Consider the following 14,892-nt stretch of genomic DNA (forward strand, 5'->3'; position numbering starts at 1 on the left):
AGCTGATAGCTGATAGCTGATAGCTGATAGCTGATAGCAAAATTATAACGGTTTATCCTATTTACAATCAAGCAGTTAAATGGATTTTATAACGATACTAGTTAATACTTGCGCGTTGTAGGTGAATATCGGCGTTGTTGAGTACGTAATAAGGCAGTATTTTGTTGCTGCTGGCAACTACGCGTTTGCTGGTGATATCAATAATACGGGCGTTTACTTCAACACCGTTGCTGCGGTAGATCAAGGTGCCTGATAACACATGGCTGGCGATGCGTTGATCCGCTAACTGCTCTATATCGCGTGAAAATACAAAGTCACCGCGTGGGTTCATAGTTATTTGGTCGGTGGTTTTAAAATCAACAATACCATAACCAAATTTTTGCAGTTGATGAATAAAACTCTCTGATAACTGGTTGCCTAATTGGCTGCTGTTATTAAGGCTGGCATCTAAATCTACAAATGAAGTAACGGCAATCGAGGTATCAAGCTCTGTTTGCATTGTGTCGACTAAGTCTAACGCCATTTGCTCTACATAATTAACCAGTGTTTTATGGTGTTTGTTAGGACTAAACTGCGCTGAGTTATCAAGTGGCTCGGCACTATTCATTTGTACTTGTTTTAGCATTTGAGTAAGGTCATATCGGCTAGTCGTACTTTGTACAGGCTCAGCCGTATTATTGGTCATACTGCATGCGCTGAGAATGCTGATCACACCCCCTACGGTTAATAATTTAGCGCTGTGGATTAGCTTACTCATCATTGGCCTCACTTACTCGCTTGTTTTAGCATTACGCCATCAGTGCGGTAGCTGCTGTCGAGTGCATCAACAACGGATTGCGGAATAAACCCTTGTGCAGAGCCAACCACAGCCTTACTAGCTAAACCAATAATACGAGCATTGACTAGTACACCACCTTGGTGATTTACCATAGTGCCCGCCAGTACGTAGTTGAAGTTTTGATCTTTACTTAGCTCTAAATAATCGCGACTAAATACAAAGTCGCCAGAGGGAGTAACACGCATGTAGTCGGTGGTTTTAAAGTCGATCACCGGTACACCAAAACTGTGTAGCTCGTGCATAAAACTTTCGGCGATTTGATTACCTAACAATGTGCCGTCGTTGTAATCATCATCTAAAAAAATAAAGCTTGATACGGCCAGCGGCGTTTTGGTATTTACGTATTGTAAATTTTCAGCCATATCTTGCATTATGCCACGTACATAATGATTAATATTTTTACGTGTTGGGACTGTGACTTGGCTGCTATCGTTCATCACTGGAATATTGTTTTGATAAAATGTATTATTTTGCCCAGGAGCAGCAACCATTCTTTGATCACCCTCTAACTGCGCAGAGTTATCAGTTTGTGCTGTTTTGCCCGGTTCCATCATTTGCGCGCAACCAAAACCCAGTGGCAAACATAAAGTTAATATTAAGCGTTTCATGAGAGCTCCTAATTAGTATTCGCTGCGGTAAATATAACCGTCGCGCTGTTGTATTTTTTCATCGCCCCACATCACATTTATGGGGATCTCTGTACTGGCGGCAGATACAACGCGGCTATCTTGCGTATTTACCATACGGGCGTTAACTATATAGGCATGTTGTTGCCGTGTTAAGGTACCCGTGATAACAAAGTCAATATTCTGACGTTGGCGTAATTTGCTAATGTCGCGACTTAATATACCATCTGCGTTGCTGGCTAAATTAAGGTGTTTTTCAAGGCGATATTCAATAGTGTTATAGCCAAGTTGGGTAAACTGAGTAAGTAAGCTTTCTTGAATTTGCTGACTCAGCCCAGCGCCCTGCCCTTGTGCCAGCTCACTATCTAGCGCGTTGGCTAAGTAAAAGCTAGTAACGGCAATCCGTGCAGAGCTTTTAAACGGCCCTTGCACATGGCTCAATTGACTACTCAAGTCGCTCACATACTGATGCACAGTATAAGGTGCCATTGTTGCTTTTGGGGCATTGGTACTTGGTGCTGGCGGTTTTTCTTGCGTTAAACTACACGCAGTTAGACTCAGCAATAATAAACATAACAAAAGGCGCATAATTGCCATCCTCACTAAACATGGCAATAACAAAGCAAGTATTATGCCTATTTATAATTTTATTGGGTTATCGGTGTAGTGAGTCACCATGCAGTTGAGCTGTTGTAGCTTTAATTTATCACAATCAGCTTGGGCGTTTTTTTGATATTGGTATGCCCCGATTTTTAAGCGGTAATAAGTCATGCCTTTTACCTGAGCAGTTTCGACATTGGTGGTAAATTTATCTGACAATAAACTCGGTACTTTTTGTTGAATTGTTTGCCAGCTTGGAGCTAATTGCGATTGTTGAGTGACCGCAATAATTTGCAGCGCAAAAAGCGCGTTGTTAGTTATGTTTGACTGTGTTGCTATAGATTGCGCAGGCCTATCTAACGGTACTTGCTGTGATGCCAAGGCAGCAGATGAATGGCTCTTATTACCTGTGTTCTCGTCATCATTTGCTATCGCGGTTAACTGTGCTATCAATAAATTCAAATCACTTTCAATCAGTAATAACCGTTCAAGATCGGGTTTAATTGCTTGCCACTGTGCAGAGCTAGTTTGTAGCTGTTGTAGCTCTTGTTGCGTGATCTGCACATAGGTTTCATGATTAGTTTCAGCTGTGCTGCTGGTACTTTTTTGCGCGCTATCCGTCGTGCTGGTACAGCCAGATAATATAATTAAACTCATTATTAATACGGCTGATTGAATTACACTAAACGATTGTTTGATATTCATTGCTATTCCTTTAATGAAGTATTGTTCGTTGTTCAATATCACACTTCAATCTTTGTTTTATTAATGACTGACAAAGATCCGTAAATTCAGGCTGTACTTGCTTAGCGTATGCTAAAGCGAGTATGTACTTACTTTGCTGTTGGTCATGAATATAAAACACGTCTTGCTGTTGTAATTTTAAGCGCGGGCTTATCAAACGTAAGTATGCCTTTAACATCATTAACGATGAAAAATTCCCCGCATTAACAATAGTCCCCGACACTTCTTCGAGTGATTTTAAAGTAAAATCAACCCCAACCAACACATCCCCTTTTGCTGATAAATCAACTGTTACTTGCTGGGTGTTTTTTAATGCTTTACGTTCTTTAAAGCTATCGTCAACCACAGCCCGATACTGCCCTGGCCGTAGGTCGGTAAACAAATAATAGCCATCATAAGCCGCTTGGGTGTTGGCAACTTCTTTATCGTTTTGATCTAATAGGGTTATTTTTGCATAAGGCTGCACATAAGTGTGATCCCCTTGCTGCTGATACACCACCCCTTCAATTTCGCTGGCGTTATTTAGCGGGTAATCCATGTATTCAATAAATCCTGCTCTTGGCGTGATTGAAAAGCCCTCATTGGCAGGCACAAAAAACGGATCGGGGAAGCTGTCTCTATCAAGCACAATATCTGTGGTGCGATTAGCTGGCATTGAGGTTAACAATGCAATGCCATTTTCATCGGTTATTGCTTGGCGATAATTTTGCAGCCCTTTTACTTTTATACCAGCAACACCATGCTCGTCAGGATCCATAATGCCGTTGTTATTTTGATCTAAAAATACTTTAACCAGTAGACTACCGGTACTGGTTAGACTGCGGTTTGACATAAAGGCGCGGTTATTTTCAGCGTCATAACCAAAACTAAAACGGCTATATAAACTAAAAAGCCAATTATCATTACTGTCGTAGTTAATGGTGCTGCTTAAATTAAAATCATCATTTTGCCAATTAAGGCCCAAATTCGCTGATTGGATATTCTCATTTAGGGTATTTTTAAGTGTGAGCTCGGCTTGTAACTTTGCAGTAATACTGCGATTAAATTCAGCTTGGTAACTTAAAATATCACTGTCTGGCGATAATAAATAATCAAAACCAAAACGGCTATATAAACGCCCTATTCGTCCTTGCACACGGGTTGCCCCATATACTTTGCTTTGCTCATTTACATTTTGCCATTGCAATAGGTTGTTCACAGAGAAGCCTGAATAACTATAATTAAAACGATTATAGGCTTGTTGTAGGTCGCGACCTGAGCTTGAATGCTGTAATAAATAGTTGTTTTGATAATTAAGGCGACCATAACGATTTTGCATCAACTCACCCGACATATCGAATTGATAACTTTGCAAGTCTTGCTGTTGATCCGAGCGATCTGTAACGGTAAACAGCAGTGATTGATCGGCCAGTTGAGTTCTTGCTGTGAGTTCTAATTCATTTTGTTGTTGGTTATTTTGCTCGTAGTCTAAATTAACCAACAGTCTTTCAAACAGGTTGATATTGGTACCAAAAGCAAATTGATAAAACTCATCGTCCTCACGCTTTTGCGCCATAGCCCCGGTGTAAATCGCGATATTATCAGTCAAACCACGTTCGTATCGCCCTGCCGCTAACCAGCCACTTTGTTGTGAATTACTTTCACTTCCTAGTAATTGTTTACCTTGTTCTGATACTGATATTTCGTATGCAGCTTCTCCTTGCGCCAATTGATTACCGTCAATAAAGTAATATTCTGTTTTGCGTTCAACTTGCCCTTGCGGACCATAAAAGATCAACTCAAAGTTATTTTCACCATACAGTAAATCAATACTATCAAATATATAACGGCCATCTGCAAGGCTTAACTGTTGTTCAATTAAAATGCCATTACGATAAAGCTCAACATCCCAACCGGGCTGGATAGCACCTGTGAGGTTAATCCGATTGCTATCTATTTTTCGATCTAACTGATAATTTGAAAACTTAAAACCACGGCCATATTGACCGTTATAACGGCTTCCTACTTGCGTTGCAGTGATATCACCAAACTCCAACTCGCTGGCTGCAAAAACACCGAGTAAGCTATTATTAACATCTTGTTTAGAGAATGTCAGCCGAGAGTCAGTCAATAAATCTTGTTCACGTCCTGCTAAGAAATATTCTGCTGAGAGGTACGCAAAATCTTGAGCGCCTAATAATGAATAACTTGTACGGCTGCTGTCATTATCACGACGATAGTTTAGCTGTAAATCTGCCACTGGCATTGAAACCGCCTGATAGGGACTAGCCTTCCAAGGTTGTGTAGGTTGGTTATCCCCTTTACGCTGGTTGTTAAACAAACGCTTTTGCCTTTGTTGTTGCGCAGCAACAGGAAACAATTGCTCCGTTGTAAGCTCTAGCGTCAAATTCGCATAATCAGGAATAATAGCAACTGAGAAGGCGCGCTGTAAAACGGCTGCATCAATATAAATATCATCATCAATTAGTAGTTGCTGCGAAGATAGCGTAACAAACTGATTATTAAAAATTAATTGTTTAGGTTCAGTAGCATTTAGTGTAAATAAGTTTGCTTCATTGATAAACCAACCTGAAGCGGTGCCATTTGCAATATCAACATTAATAGCCAGTTGTAATATTTCGACTAAACCCGATAACCCCAATAACACACCTTGTTCGCTTTTTATCGCAAATGCTTCACCAAGATATTCACCGTTTAAGTGCAGCGAAAAGAGTAAAAATTCACCGGCGGCAATGCGCTGTGCTGCAGGTTGCCTGTGTTCGTCTATAACGGGCTGCTGTGCACTCACTTTCGGGTGCGGTTGATTTAATTTAGTTTGAATAGCTTTAAGTGTGCGCAACACATCAGCAGTTTGCACAGCACTAGCAAAACTCATTGAGCTTAAAAATAAAAGCCCAAGAGTAAATATACGGATCACTTTATTCGCTTAATAACGCTTAAGATTATTTCCCAATAGCGAGTGTGTATGAAGCAAAATCAACCCCTTTATATTCTTCAGCACCTTGATAATCGAGGAAAATACTGCCCTGTGTTGGCAGCTGTTTATCTTTAAATAGGCTCAGTGTTGCAATGGTAGTATCAACTTCTGGATACAGGCTTAAATTGCTAATTTCAGCTACTTTCTCATTCTCGCCTGATGCTGTTTTTATATAAGCGCTGAGTTTTCCATAACTACTAAAGTTGTTATGTCGTTGCAGTTGAACTTGAATTTGTGGCTTGCTTTGATTGCTATTTTTTATAATATTTGCCTGAGTTATCGTAACCTCAGGTTGCTCTGGCTGTTCACGATAAATAACTGGAATACTAAAGCTCATAATCATATTGATCTGTATTCCTGATTTTTGCTCTTTATTTTCGTTAGGTAGAGCCTGAAATAATAAGTGCGAGCGGTATTCGCCTTGCTGCAAATCTTTTGGCTTTCGAATTGCAATTTTAACGGTTTGTTTTTCACCTGCTGCTAAGGTCACTTGCTTAGGGGATAAACGTGTCATTGGCGATAAACTGTTTTCGGTCACTTGCGCTAAATTATTATAACCCCCACCTGGTAAAGCTTGTTTTTCACTCCAGACTACTCGGTACGTACGTTGTTCATCAGAATTATTGATCACCGTGACTTTAGCACTACGCTGGCGTTCATCAAAAGTAACACGGGTAGGTGAAATCAATAAGTTTGCCAAGGCCATTTGGCTAAAAAATGCTGTTAGTAGCACACACATCACTGTTAATTTATTGAACATCTCAGTCCTTAGTAGTCAATCGAAATTTCTAGGTTAGTAGTTGAGGAGTAGTCGCCATCGGAATAGCTTTTACTACTAGGTTTTGTTATTAATGTGCCGCCTATAAACACTTTCGCCTCACCTAAATCATCAGTGACGGTAGATTTTGGAAAGCCATTAAGACGTACTTCAAAATCGGCGCTGCTGCTACCCTGTGCGTTGTGCTGTAAGGTTACAGAATTAACTAATTGCATAGTTAATTCTGTATGTGCAGGGAAATCGGTTAGTAATAGCTCAGCAGGTCGTCCTTTCTCTAGTACATAAATTTTACCCATAGTATTTATGTCACCGTTCGCTTTGATTATCACGGAACTAACATTACTGTTACTTGGTATGACTAACGTGCCAAAATCAAGCGACTGTTGCTCTATGGTATTTGCGAAATGGTTAGGGCTGTAAATTAAAATACTTACAGCCACTGCATAAGGTAAAAGTCGCACTAGAAGCGATTTAATAAGCGACTTCGATTTGGAAATCACCAGAATAGACTCCATCAGCATAATCTTTAGAAAACGCTGCTGAATCGGGTGTACTAAGTGTCGCTCCTATATTGAACGATACTGTTCCATCTGTAGAATCAACCATTAAATTAGGTGTTCCATCTGTATAAGTTTCGTTTTCATTAGGGCCTGAAGTAATTACATAAGTCCAGTTCCCAATAGTAAAGTTTGGCCGCCCATCATCTTTAGTTCCTTCATATTCTAAAGTAGTTTGTGTAGGGCTAATTATTTTTAATTGTGCATTCTTAACCGCTTCAGATACAGTAAAAGAAGCGGGAACTCCATCATCAATGATCGAAATTGAAGCATCTGTACCTGTAGAGCTACTAGTAGAGACAGGACTTGCAGCTGGTAATGGATTAACAACTATACTCGCAACATGAGTGCCAGATAAATCTGCAACTGCACGGATAGTACCAAAGCTTAAATCATCATCCTTGTCTAATTTAACTGCATTCTGCACAGTTACTTCGGCACGGAATGTAGAAGTAGTAGACACCGCACTAAAAGATATAGCTAGAATACTCACAGCAAGTATTGGAAGAGATCGTTTCATATTAAATCCTTATAAAAATGGGGCATTACCATAAAGAGCCCCTATCATAAGATTTATCGGCAATTAGAACAATTACTTTAAGATTAATTACATAAAAATCAGATAAATAACTGGCTTAGTTAAAGTGGCTCACCAACAAACGGAGCACTCAGGCATTTTTGGCCTAAACTTTGCGCTAAAGAACAAAATAGATTGGCCTCAGTATAATTTTGAAATGGCCCAACTCGTAACCCATACATGGTAACACCTTTATTTTGACGCTCAGTCATTACAAAATCTAATTGGCTAAATGCCTGTGGATATTGCTGCTGTAACTTTGTTATTTGCGTTCTCACTCTTTGCGGTTTTAAATACAGCCCAAGTTGCGCGCCTGGCAGTGAATTGTTATACCGTGGCTGGGGGCGGTTTTCGATAGTTTTTGAGGAGTTAGCAGTATCAGGGGTCTGTATTTTTTCAGCATAATGAGCCACCGTAACATTATCTTCGCGAAGCACCGCTGGGTTTTCTGCAATATCAGTTTGAGAGGAAAGTGCCATTATTAATAGTTGCAAGTCTTCCTCCATCGCAGCTAAACGAGTAATACTCTCTTGTTGCGAGTGCCATTGCTGAACATACTCTTTGACTTGTTGATCAGAAATTAATGCAGGCTGCTGTTCCACCGGGTTAGCATTAATACTACTGCACCCACTAAGCCAGACAGTTGCTGTAACCAACACTGTGGTATACCAAGCTTGCTTTTTAAAACACATCATCTGTTAGCATCAAAAATAAATAATGCCATATTATAAGCAAAGTCAGTGCCAGTTTCAGGATTTTTAAGCAATAAAAAAGTGCCACTAAGGCACTTTTATAAGTTAGGCTCAATAAATGAGCTTAAACTAAGGTTTTAATAAAATCACTTAGTTCATCTTTAAATTCATCACGACGCAGTGCAAATTCAATAGTAGCTTTTAAATAGCCCAACTTACTACCACAATCATGACTACGCCCTTTTATCGCATAAGCAGCAACAGATTCTTTTTCCATCAACATAGCAATTGCGTCTGTTAACTGAATTTCGTCGCCGGCGCCTGCGGGAGTTTTTGCAAGTAATGGCCAAATATTTTTACTTAGCACATAACGACCTACCACAGCCAAATTTGATGGTGCGCTATGCACAGGAGGTTTTTCAACCATATTAAGGATCGCTGCGCTTTGCCCTTGTTCAAGCTTTACGTCGCCTAAATCGACCACACCAAACTTATCAACATCCTGCATAGGCACAGGCTCAACCATTATTTGGCTTTCGCCGTTTGCATTAAAGCGAGTAATCATTTCAGCTAAATTATCTTTTTGAAGATCGCTTTCAACGTCATCAATAATTACGTCTGGTAAAATAACCACAAACGGTTCGTTACCAATAATCGGCGCAGCGCAGTTTATTGCGTGCCCTAACCCTTTTGCTTCACCTTGGCGAACGTGAATAATTGTCACATCTTTTGGACAAATAGCTTGTACTTCAGCAAGTAACTGACGCTTAACCCGCTTCTCTAGCGTTGCTTCTAACTCAAAGCTGGTATCAAAATGGTTTTCAATAGAGTTTTTACTAGAGTGAGTCACTAATACAATTTCTTTAATACCCGCAGCAACCGCTTCATTAACTACATATTGAATCAAGGGTTTATCTACAATCGGTAACATCTCTTTTGGAATAGCTTTAGTAGCTGGCAACATACGGGTGCCAAGTCCTGCAACTGGGATCACTGCTTTCATTATTCTCTCCTTAAAACTATGATGCTTATTAATTGTTACACTGAAAACGGGTATTTAATTGCATCGTGGCATTGATAGCCATTTACCTCAAAGTCATCACGGGTGACCCACGTTTCGATATCTTCGAGTGATTTAATATTTGGATTAATCGTCAACGTAGGTGATGCAAATGGCTCACGCTGTAACTGCACATCGCGCATTAATTCCAGTTGGTTCTCATAAATATGGGCATTAACGATTTTATGGTAGGCCTTACCTGCTTTGTGGCCAGTGATCTGCGCGACCAGTGCAAGCAATACAAAACATTGGATTTGATTGAAGTTCAAACCAAGTGGCACATCACAACTACGCTGATACGAGGTTAAATAAAGCGTATCGCCAAGAAGCGAAAAAGTATGCGTGTGCATACATGGGCGCAAACACCCTAACTCAAATTCACCCGGATTATAAAAAGTGATGATCTCGCCTCTGTCATCCACACCATTTTTTAAATTATCAATGACTTTTTTCAACTGATCTAACGCAGTGCCATCAGGGCGTTGCCAATCACGAGCTTGTACGCCATATACTCGGCCCATGTCATCCTCACCTTGGCGGTTCGGATTATTTAACCATGCTTGGTTTTCATTGGCATTAGCATCCCAAGTCATGCAACCTATGTCACGAAATTGCGCAGCGCTACTATAACCACGTAAATAACCTAACAATTCAGCTATCGCCGCCTTGTAGTAACTTTTACGGGTAGTGATCATTGGGAACTTATTATTTGCCACATCATACTCAAGCTCGGCATTGATAACCGTTAAGCAACGAGTTCCTGTACGTTTATTTTCAACCCACACGCCTTCATCAACGATGCGCTGACATAATTCTAAATATTGTTTCATTGTTAACTTCTTTTATTAAGCTTTGCTGGCAACAGCTGGCTGTGGCTTTTTATACGCCCATATTATCAAACCTAGGCCTGCGATGACCATCGGCAATGACAATATTTGCCCCATTGAAATAAAGCCGCCAAATAAACCTAAATGCGCATCGGGTTCACGTACGTACTCAACGCAAAATCTAAATACCCCGTAGCCTAGTAAAAATAATCCGCCTACGCTGCCCGCTGGACGTGGCTTTTTTGTAAACACATACAGAATAATAAACAGCACTAGGCCTTCTAAAAATGCCTCATACAACTGTGATGGGTGACGCGCCAGTGGACCACCAGTTGGGAATACCATAGCCCATGGTACATCGGTAGTTCTGCCCCATAATTCGCCGTTAATAAAGTTACCAATACGCCCTGCTAAAAGGCCAACCGGCACTAGCGGAGCAACAAAATCCCCCACTGCAAGTAACTGTTTTTTACGTGTCCAGGCAAACACACAAATAGCGGTTATCACCCCTAAAGTGCCACCGTGGAAAGACATACCACCTTGATCGATTCTAAATAAATACAGTGGATTTTCTAAAAAATAACTAAATTGATAAAACAGTACATAGCCAATCCGACCACCCAGAATGACTCCCAACATACCGTAGAACAGTAAATCACTGACCTCTTCTTTTGTCCACCCCGAGTTAGGTTTAGCCGCTTGCCTATTTGCCCACCACATCGCAAAAGCAAAACCAATTAAATACATTAAACCGTACCAACGTACGCTGAGAGGACCGACAGAGAAAATAATCGGATTGATGTCTGGAAATTCAAGAGCCATAAAAATTAAACCTTAACTAAAAACCATTTGAAGCGCGATAATAACCAGTAACACCGCGAACACTTTTTTTATCGTTGAAACAGGTAAATAATGCGTTGCTTTGGCTCCAATTGGTGCCATAAACCACGAAGTTATCACTATACCTAATAATGCTGGTAAATACACAAAACCTGCAAAGCCATGTTGTAAATCGGTTACTTGCCAACCAGCGCTGATATACCCCACAGAGCCAAATAACGCAATCACAATGCCACATGCTGCCGCGCAGCCTATGGCTTTTTTAATATCAACTGAAAAATAATGTAGTAGCGGCACAATCAATGCGCCGCCACCAATACCAATCAAACCTGATAATCCGCCCATCACTGCACTAATAGCGCCAATAATTGGGCCTCTTGGCATAGGTTTGACCGCGACAGGTTTATTACGAGCAGACAACACCATACGAGCAGCAATAAACACCACACTAACAGCAAAAACGATGCGTAATAACTGTTCTGGAATTAAACTCGCGGCAAAACCACTGATCAGAGCACCAAGTCCAACGCCAGACATAACCCAAGGCGCAATTTCCCATGGCACATTTTGATTCTTATGGTGCGCTAATGCAGATGACGTTGAAGTGAATAAAATAGAGGCAAGCGAGGTAGCAATAGCAATAACCAGTACATGATCAACCGCAACAACATTAAAATGCACTAATAATGAACTCAGTACTGGCACAATAATTAATCCGCCGCCAATGCCTAATAACCCAGCTAAAAAACCAACCACACAACCTAATAGCGCGCAGCTGATAATCAGGATAACTAAATCATGCATCGTACACTCTTATAAAATTGAATTTATTATATGCATATACTAATCGATTATATCGAATCTTTACAGCACTCGTTTAGGCTACTAAGAAGCCTGATTTGGGGTATAAAATAATTCACCAAGTTGATGCTCAATCATAAAATTACGCGTTAACCTAAGTACTTGTTTTGCAGTAGATTGTGCTAAACACTCCGCCAGTAATGCTTCCATATCGCTGGCTTTTAAACGTCTTAATACCCATTTAACTTTACTTAATGATGAGTAGTTCATACTCAAGCGTCGATAACCCATCGCAATCAGCAGTATTGCACCTTCAGGATCGCCACCTAATTCACCACATAAACTAAAGGACATTTCATATTGCTGACACTCTTTTGCAACTTTTTGCAGTACTCTTAATACCGCAGGATGATAGGGATTAAATAAATCAGCAACACGCGCATTAGAACGATCGACGGCAAGTAAGTATTGCGTCAAATCGTTACTACCCACAGAACAAAAATCTACTTTTTTAGACCATTCAGGGAGCATAAATACACTTGAAGGGACTTCTAACATTACGCCAATCTCTGGGCGTTCAATGGCTTGCTCTGGGTATTTTTCTTCCAGTTCAAAATAGGCTTGCTCTAACAACGCTAAAGATTCATCAACCTCTTCGGTACCGCTTATCATTGGCAGCATAATTTTTAAATTACCTAAACCAATATTTGCTCTAACCATGGCTTTGAGCTGATCTAAAAAGATCTCTGGGTGGTCCAATGTGACACGAATACCCCGCCAGCCTAAAAATGGGTTTTCTTCAGTAATATCAAAGTAATCAAGTGCTTTATCACCACCAATATCAAGCGTACGCATCACTACAGGTTCTGGATGATAACTGGCTAATACTTCGCGATACCAATTCTCTTGTTCTATTTGTGATGGAAACTGGCCTTTTTGCATAAACCAGGCTTCAGTTCGGTATAAGCCAACGCCATCACAGACTTTGGTGTTAGCTTTTTCAGTATTGAGTTCCAAACCAGCATTGAGCAACAAGCTAATATGCTCGCCATCTAATGTCACTGCATCGCATTCTTGCTCAGCCACAAACTTGTCGTTTAATAGACTTTCTTGGTGCTGTAATTGTAAATACTCATCTTGTAGCATTTGCGAAGGCGAAATATATAATCGCCCTGCGTATGCATCTAAAATCATTGGTTTACCATCAAACTGCAATAACGGTAAATCTTCAATACCCCAAATTGCAGGGATCCCCATGGCACGGGTTAAAATTGACGCATGACTATTTGCCGCACCGTTAACACTCACCACGCCAACTAAATGGCCTTTAGGCACTTCTGCAAGCATGGCTGGGGTTAAAGTATTAGCGATCAGTACTGTATCTTTAGGATAACTTTTTACTGCGTGTTCAGTATTTACGAGGTGATGCAGTACGCGCAGGCCGATATCTTTAACATCAACCGCACGCTCTTTGATATAAGGATCCTGCATGGCATTGAATTGGGAGATCAATCGTTCGATCACTATTTTCAATGCACTTTTTGCACACCAGCCCTCTTGCAGCTGTGCTTCAACATTCTGCCCTAAACTTTTTGCATCCAGTAGTTGCTGATACACCTCAAATACTGCCAACGCTTCTTTAGGGATGGAATCGCTAAGAGTCATCGACAAGGTGTTAAATTCTTTGCGGGTTGCAGCAACAGCTTGAGTAAATAAGCGGCGTTGCTCAATACAGTTATCGTCTTTTTTTAATTCTATCGATTTAAAGTCAAGTTTCGGCAGAATAACAAACGCCTGCCCTATCGCAATTCCTGGCGCGCTAGAAACCCCTTTTAGCACCGAGGTCTGATGAGAAAACTCATCTTGGCGAAGAACTTCTTTGATTTCTGCATGGGCTAATTGCGACGCTAGTTGCGCAGATAACGTAATTAAAAAAGACTCTTCATCTTGACTAAATACACGGGCAATTTTCTGTTGTACAACAATAACGCCCAGTACTTTTTTTTGATGAACTACAGGCACAGACAAAAATGCGTTGAAGCCTTCTTCGTCCACTTCAGGAGAGAGTTTAAAACGGGGGTGAGACTTGGCAAAGGCAATATTAATAGGTTCTTCTCGTTGTGCTACTAAGCCAACTAAACCTTCGGTAAAACCGATTCTAAACTTACCCACGGCTGCGGGATTAAGCCCTCTGGTTGCCATTAATACAAAATTATCTTGACTGTAATCAGCAAAATAAATGGAGCAGCACTCAGTTTTCATGGCATCTTTCACCATTTCAACAAAACATGCTAGCGCACTATCCAAACTCGCTTGTTGCGAAACGGACTCGGCAATAGCTCTGAGTGTAGCCAGCATAATACTGCTCCTTTATATTATTTACCTTTATGGCGCCAAGTATCTTTGGACTGTTCACGTTTATTAAAAGGCATCGCAAAGGGTGCGAATTCTTTCATAACACGGCGATAAACATCGCGTTTAAACGATACAACTTGCCTTACCGGATACCAATAACTTACCCACCGCCAATCATCAAATTCCGGATGATGTGTTTTTAGTAAGTTGACGTCTTCGTCTTTACAACGCAGTTTCAATAAAAACCATTTTTGCTTTTGCCCAATACACACCGGACTGGAGTCTCGGCGGATCAAACGCTTGGGCAATTTATAACGTAACCAATGTTTTGAACTTGCGACAATTTCTACATCTTCAGGACGCAAGCCGACTTCTTCGTGTAATTCACGAAACATGGTCTGCTCTGCTGTTTCGCCACTATCAACACCACCTTGAGGAAACTGCCAAGAATGCTGACCATAACGTCTGGCCCAAAAGACCTGTCCCTGATTATTGCAAATTACAATTCCGACATTGGCACGAAAACCTTCGGCATCAATCACCTTAGTGCCTCATTTGTAAGTCGATTTTTAATGATTGTTCCACATTACCTGCAATACGGCAAACTATATTCAGAGTTT

General features: G+C 40.7%; 15 protein-coding genes. All 15 read right to left on the reverse strand.

The window, feature by feature from the left end; genetic code table 11:
* Nucleotides 1-97: 97 nt before the first annotated feature.
* The 15 genes from H5182_RS02855 to rppH all read right to left on the reverse strand — a co-directional run bounded on the left by H5182_RS02855 (nt 98) and on the right by rppH (nt 14,814).
* Nucleotides 98-757, reverse strand: a complete 660-nt coding sequence (locus H5182_RS02855; RefSeq protein WP_145240951.1) for a FlgO family outer membrane protein — start codon at nt 755-757, stop codon at nt 98-100.
* Between the two features lie 8 nt (nt 758-765).
* Entirely contained in the window at nt 766-1,446 is a 681-nt protein-coding gene (locus H5182_RS02860; protein WP_182759488.1) for a FlgO family outer membrane protein, read from the reverse strand.
* 12 nt (nt 1,447-1,458) lie between these two features.
* Nucleotides 1,459-2,052: a FlgO family outer membrane protein gene (locus H5182_RS02865; RefSeq protein ID WP_145240937.1), complete on the reverse strand. Its 594-nt coding sequence runs from the start codon at nt 2,050-2,052 to the stop codon at nt 1,459-1,461.
* Nucleotides 2,053-2,103: 51 nt separating this feature from the next.
* Entirely contained in the window at nt 2,104-2,769 is a 666-nt protein-coding gene (locus H5182_RS02870; protein ID WP_182735241.1) for an SPOR domain-containing protein, read from the reverse strand.
* A gap of 10 nt (nt 2,770-2,779) precedes the next feature.
* Nucleotides 2,780-5,725: a hypothetical protein gene (locus H5182_RS02875; RefSeq protein ID WP_182759489.1), complete on the reverse strand. Its 2,946-nt coding sequence runs from the start codon at nt 5,723-5,725 to the stop codon at nt 2,780-2,782.
* Between the two features lie 25 nt (nt 5,726-5,750).
* A complete protein-coding gene (locus H5182_RS02880) occupies nt 5,751-6,545 on the reverse strand; it encodes a molecular chaperone (RefSeq protein ID WP_182735243.1) in 795 nt (264 codons plus the stop codon).
* A gap of 8 nt (nt 6,546-6,553) precedes the next feature.
* Nucleotides 6,554-7,024, reverse strand: a complete 471-nt coding sequence (locus tag H5182_RS02885) for a DUF4402 domain-containing protein (RefSeq protein ID WP_182759490.1) — start codon at nt 7,022-7,024, stop codon at nt 6,554-6,556.
* Nucleotides 7,025-7,034: 10 nt separating this feature from the next.
* Complete coding sequence (locus tag H5182_RS02890; RefSeq protein WP_182735244.1) at nt 7,035-7,640, reverse strand: DUF4402 domain-containing protein; 606 nt, start codon at nt 7,638-7,640, stop codon at nt 7,035-7,037.
* 119 nt (nt 7,641-7,759) lie between these two features.
* On the reverse strand, nt 7,760-8,392 hold the full coding sequence (locus H5182_RS02895; protein ID WP_259398227.1) for an SPOR domain-containing protein: 633 nt from the start codon (nt 8,390-8,392) through the stop codon (nt 7,760-7,762).
* Nucleotides 8,393-8,513: 121 nt separating this feature from the next.
* Entirely contained in the window at nt 8,514-9,392 is an 879-nt protein-coding gene (galU, locus tag H5182_RS02900; RefSeq protein WP_145240925.1) for a UTP--glucose-1-phosphate uridylyltransferase GalU, read from the reverse strand.
* A gap of 35 nt (nt 9,393-9,427) precedes the next feature.
* Nucleotides 9,428-10,279 (reverse strand): thymidylate synthase, encoded by an 852-nt coding sequence (locus H5182_RS02905; protein ID WP_145240924.1) that lies wholly within the window; start codon nt 10,277-10,279, stop codon nt 9,428-9,430.
* A 15-nt stretch (nt 10,280-10,294) separates the two neighbouring features.
* On the reverse strand, nt 10,295-11,098 hold the full coding sequence (lgt, locus tag H5182_RS02910; RefSeq protein ID WP_145240923.1) for a prolipoprotein diacylglyceryl transferase: 804 nt from the start codon (nt 11,096-11,098) through the stop codon (nt 10,295-10,297).
* Between the two features lie 12 nt (nt 11,099-11,110).
* The gene (locus H5182_RS02915) at nt 11,111-11,920 is read right to left on the reverse strand and encodes a sulfite exporter TauE/SafE family protein (RefSeq protein ID WP_145240922.1); all 810 of its coding nucleotides are present in this window, start codon (nt 11,918-11,920) and stop codon (nt 11,111-11,113) included.
* 81 nt (nt 11,921-12,001) lie between these two features.
* Nucleotides 12,002-14,275, reverse strand: a complete 2,274-nt coding sequence (gene ptsP, locus H5182_RS02920) for a phosphoenolpyruvate--protein phosphotransferase (RefSeq protein WP_145240921.1) — start codon at nt 14,273-14,275, stop codon at nt 12,002-12,004.
* 17 nt (nt 14,276-14,292) lie between these two features.
* Nucleotides 14,293-14,814 (reverse strand): RNA pyrophosphohydrolase, encoded by a 522-nt coding sequence (gene rppH / locus H5182_RS02925; RefSeq protein WP_145240920.1) that lies wholly within the window; start codon nt 14,812-14,814, stop codon nt 14,293-14,295.
* Nucleotides 14,815-14,892 lie beyond the last annotated feature (78 nt).

Origin of the sequence: Pseudoalteromonas sp. SG44-17 (genome assembly GCF_014164235.1) — a bacterium.
GTDB lineage: Bacteria > Pseudomonadota > Gammaproteobacteria > Enterobacterales > Alteromonadaceae > Pseudoalteromonas > Pseudoalteromonas rhizosphaerae.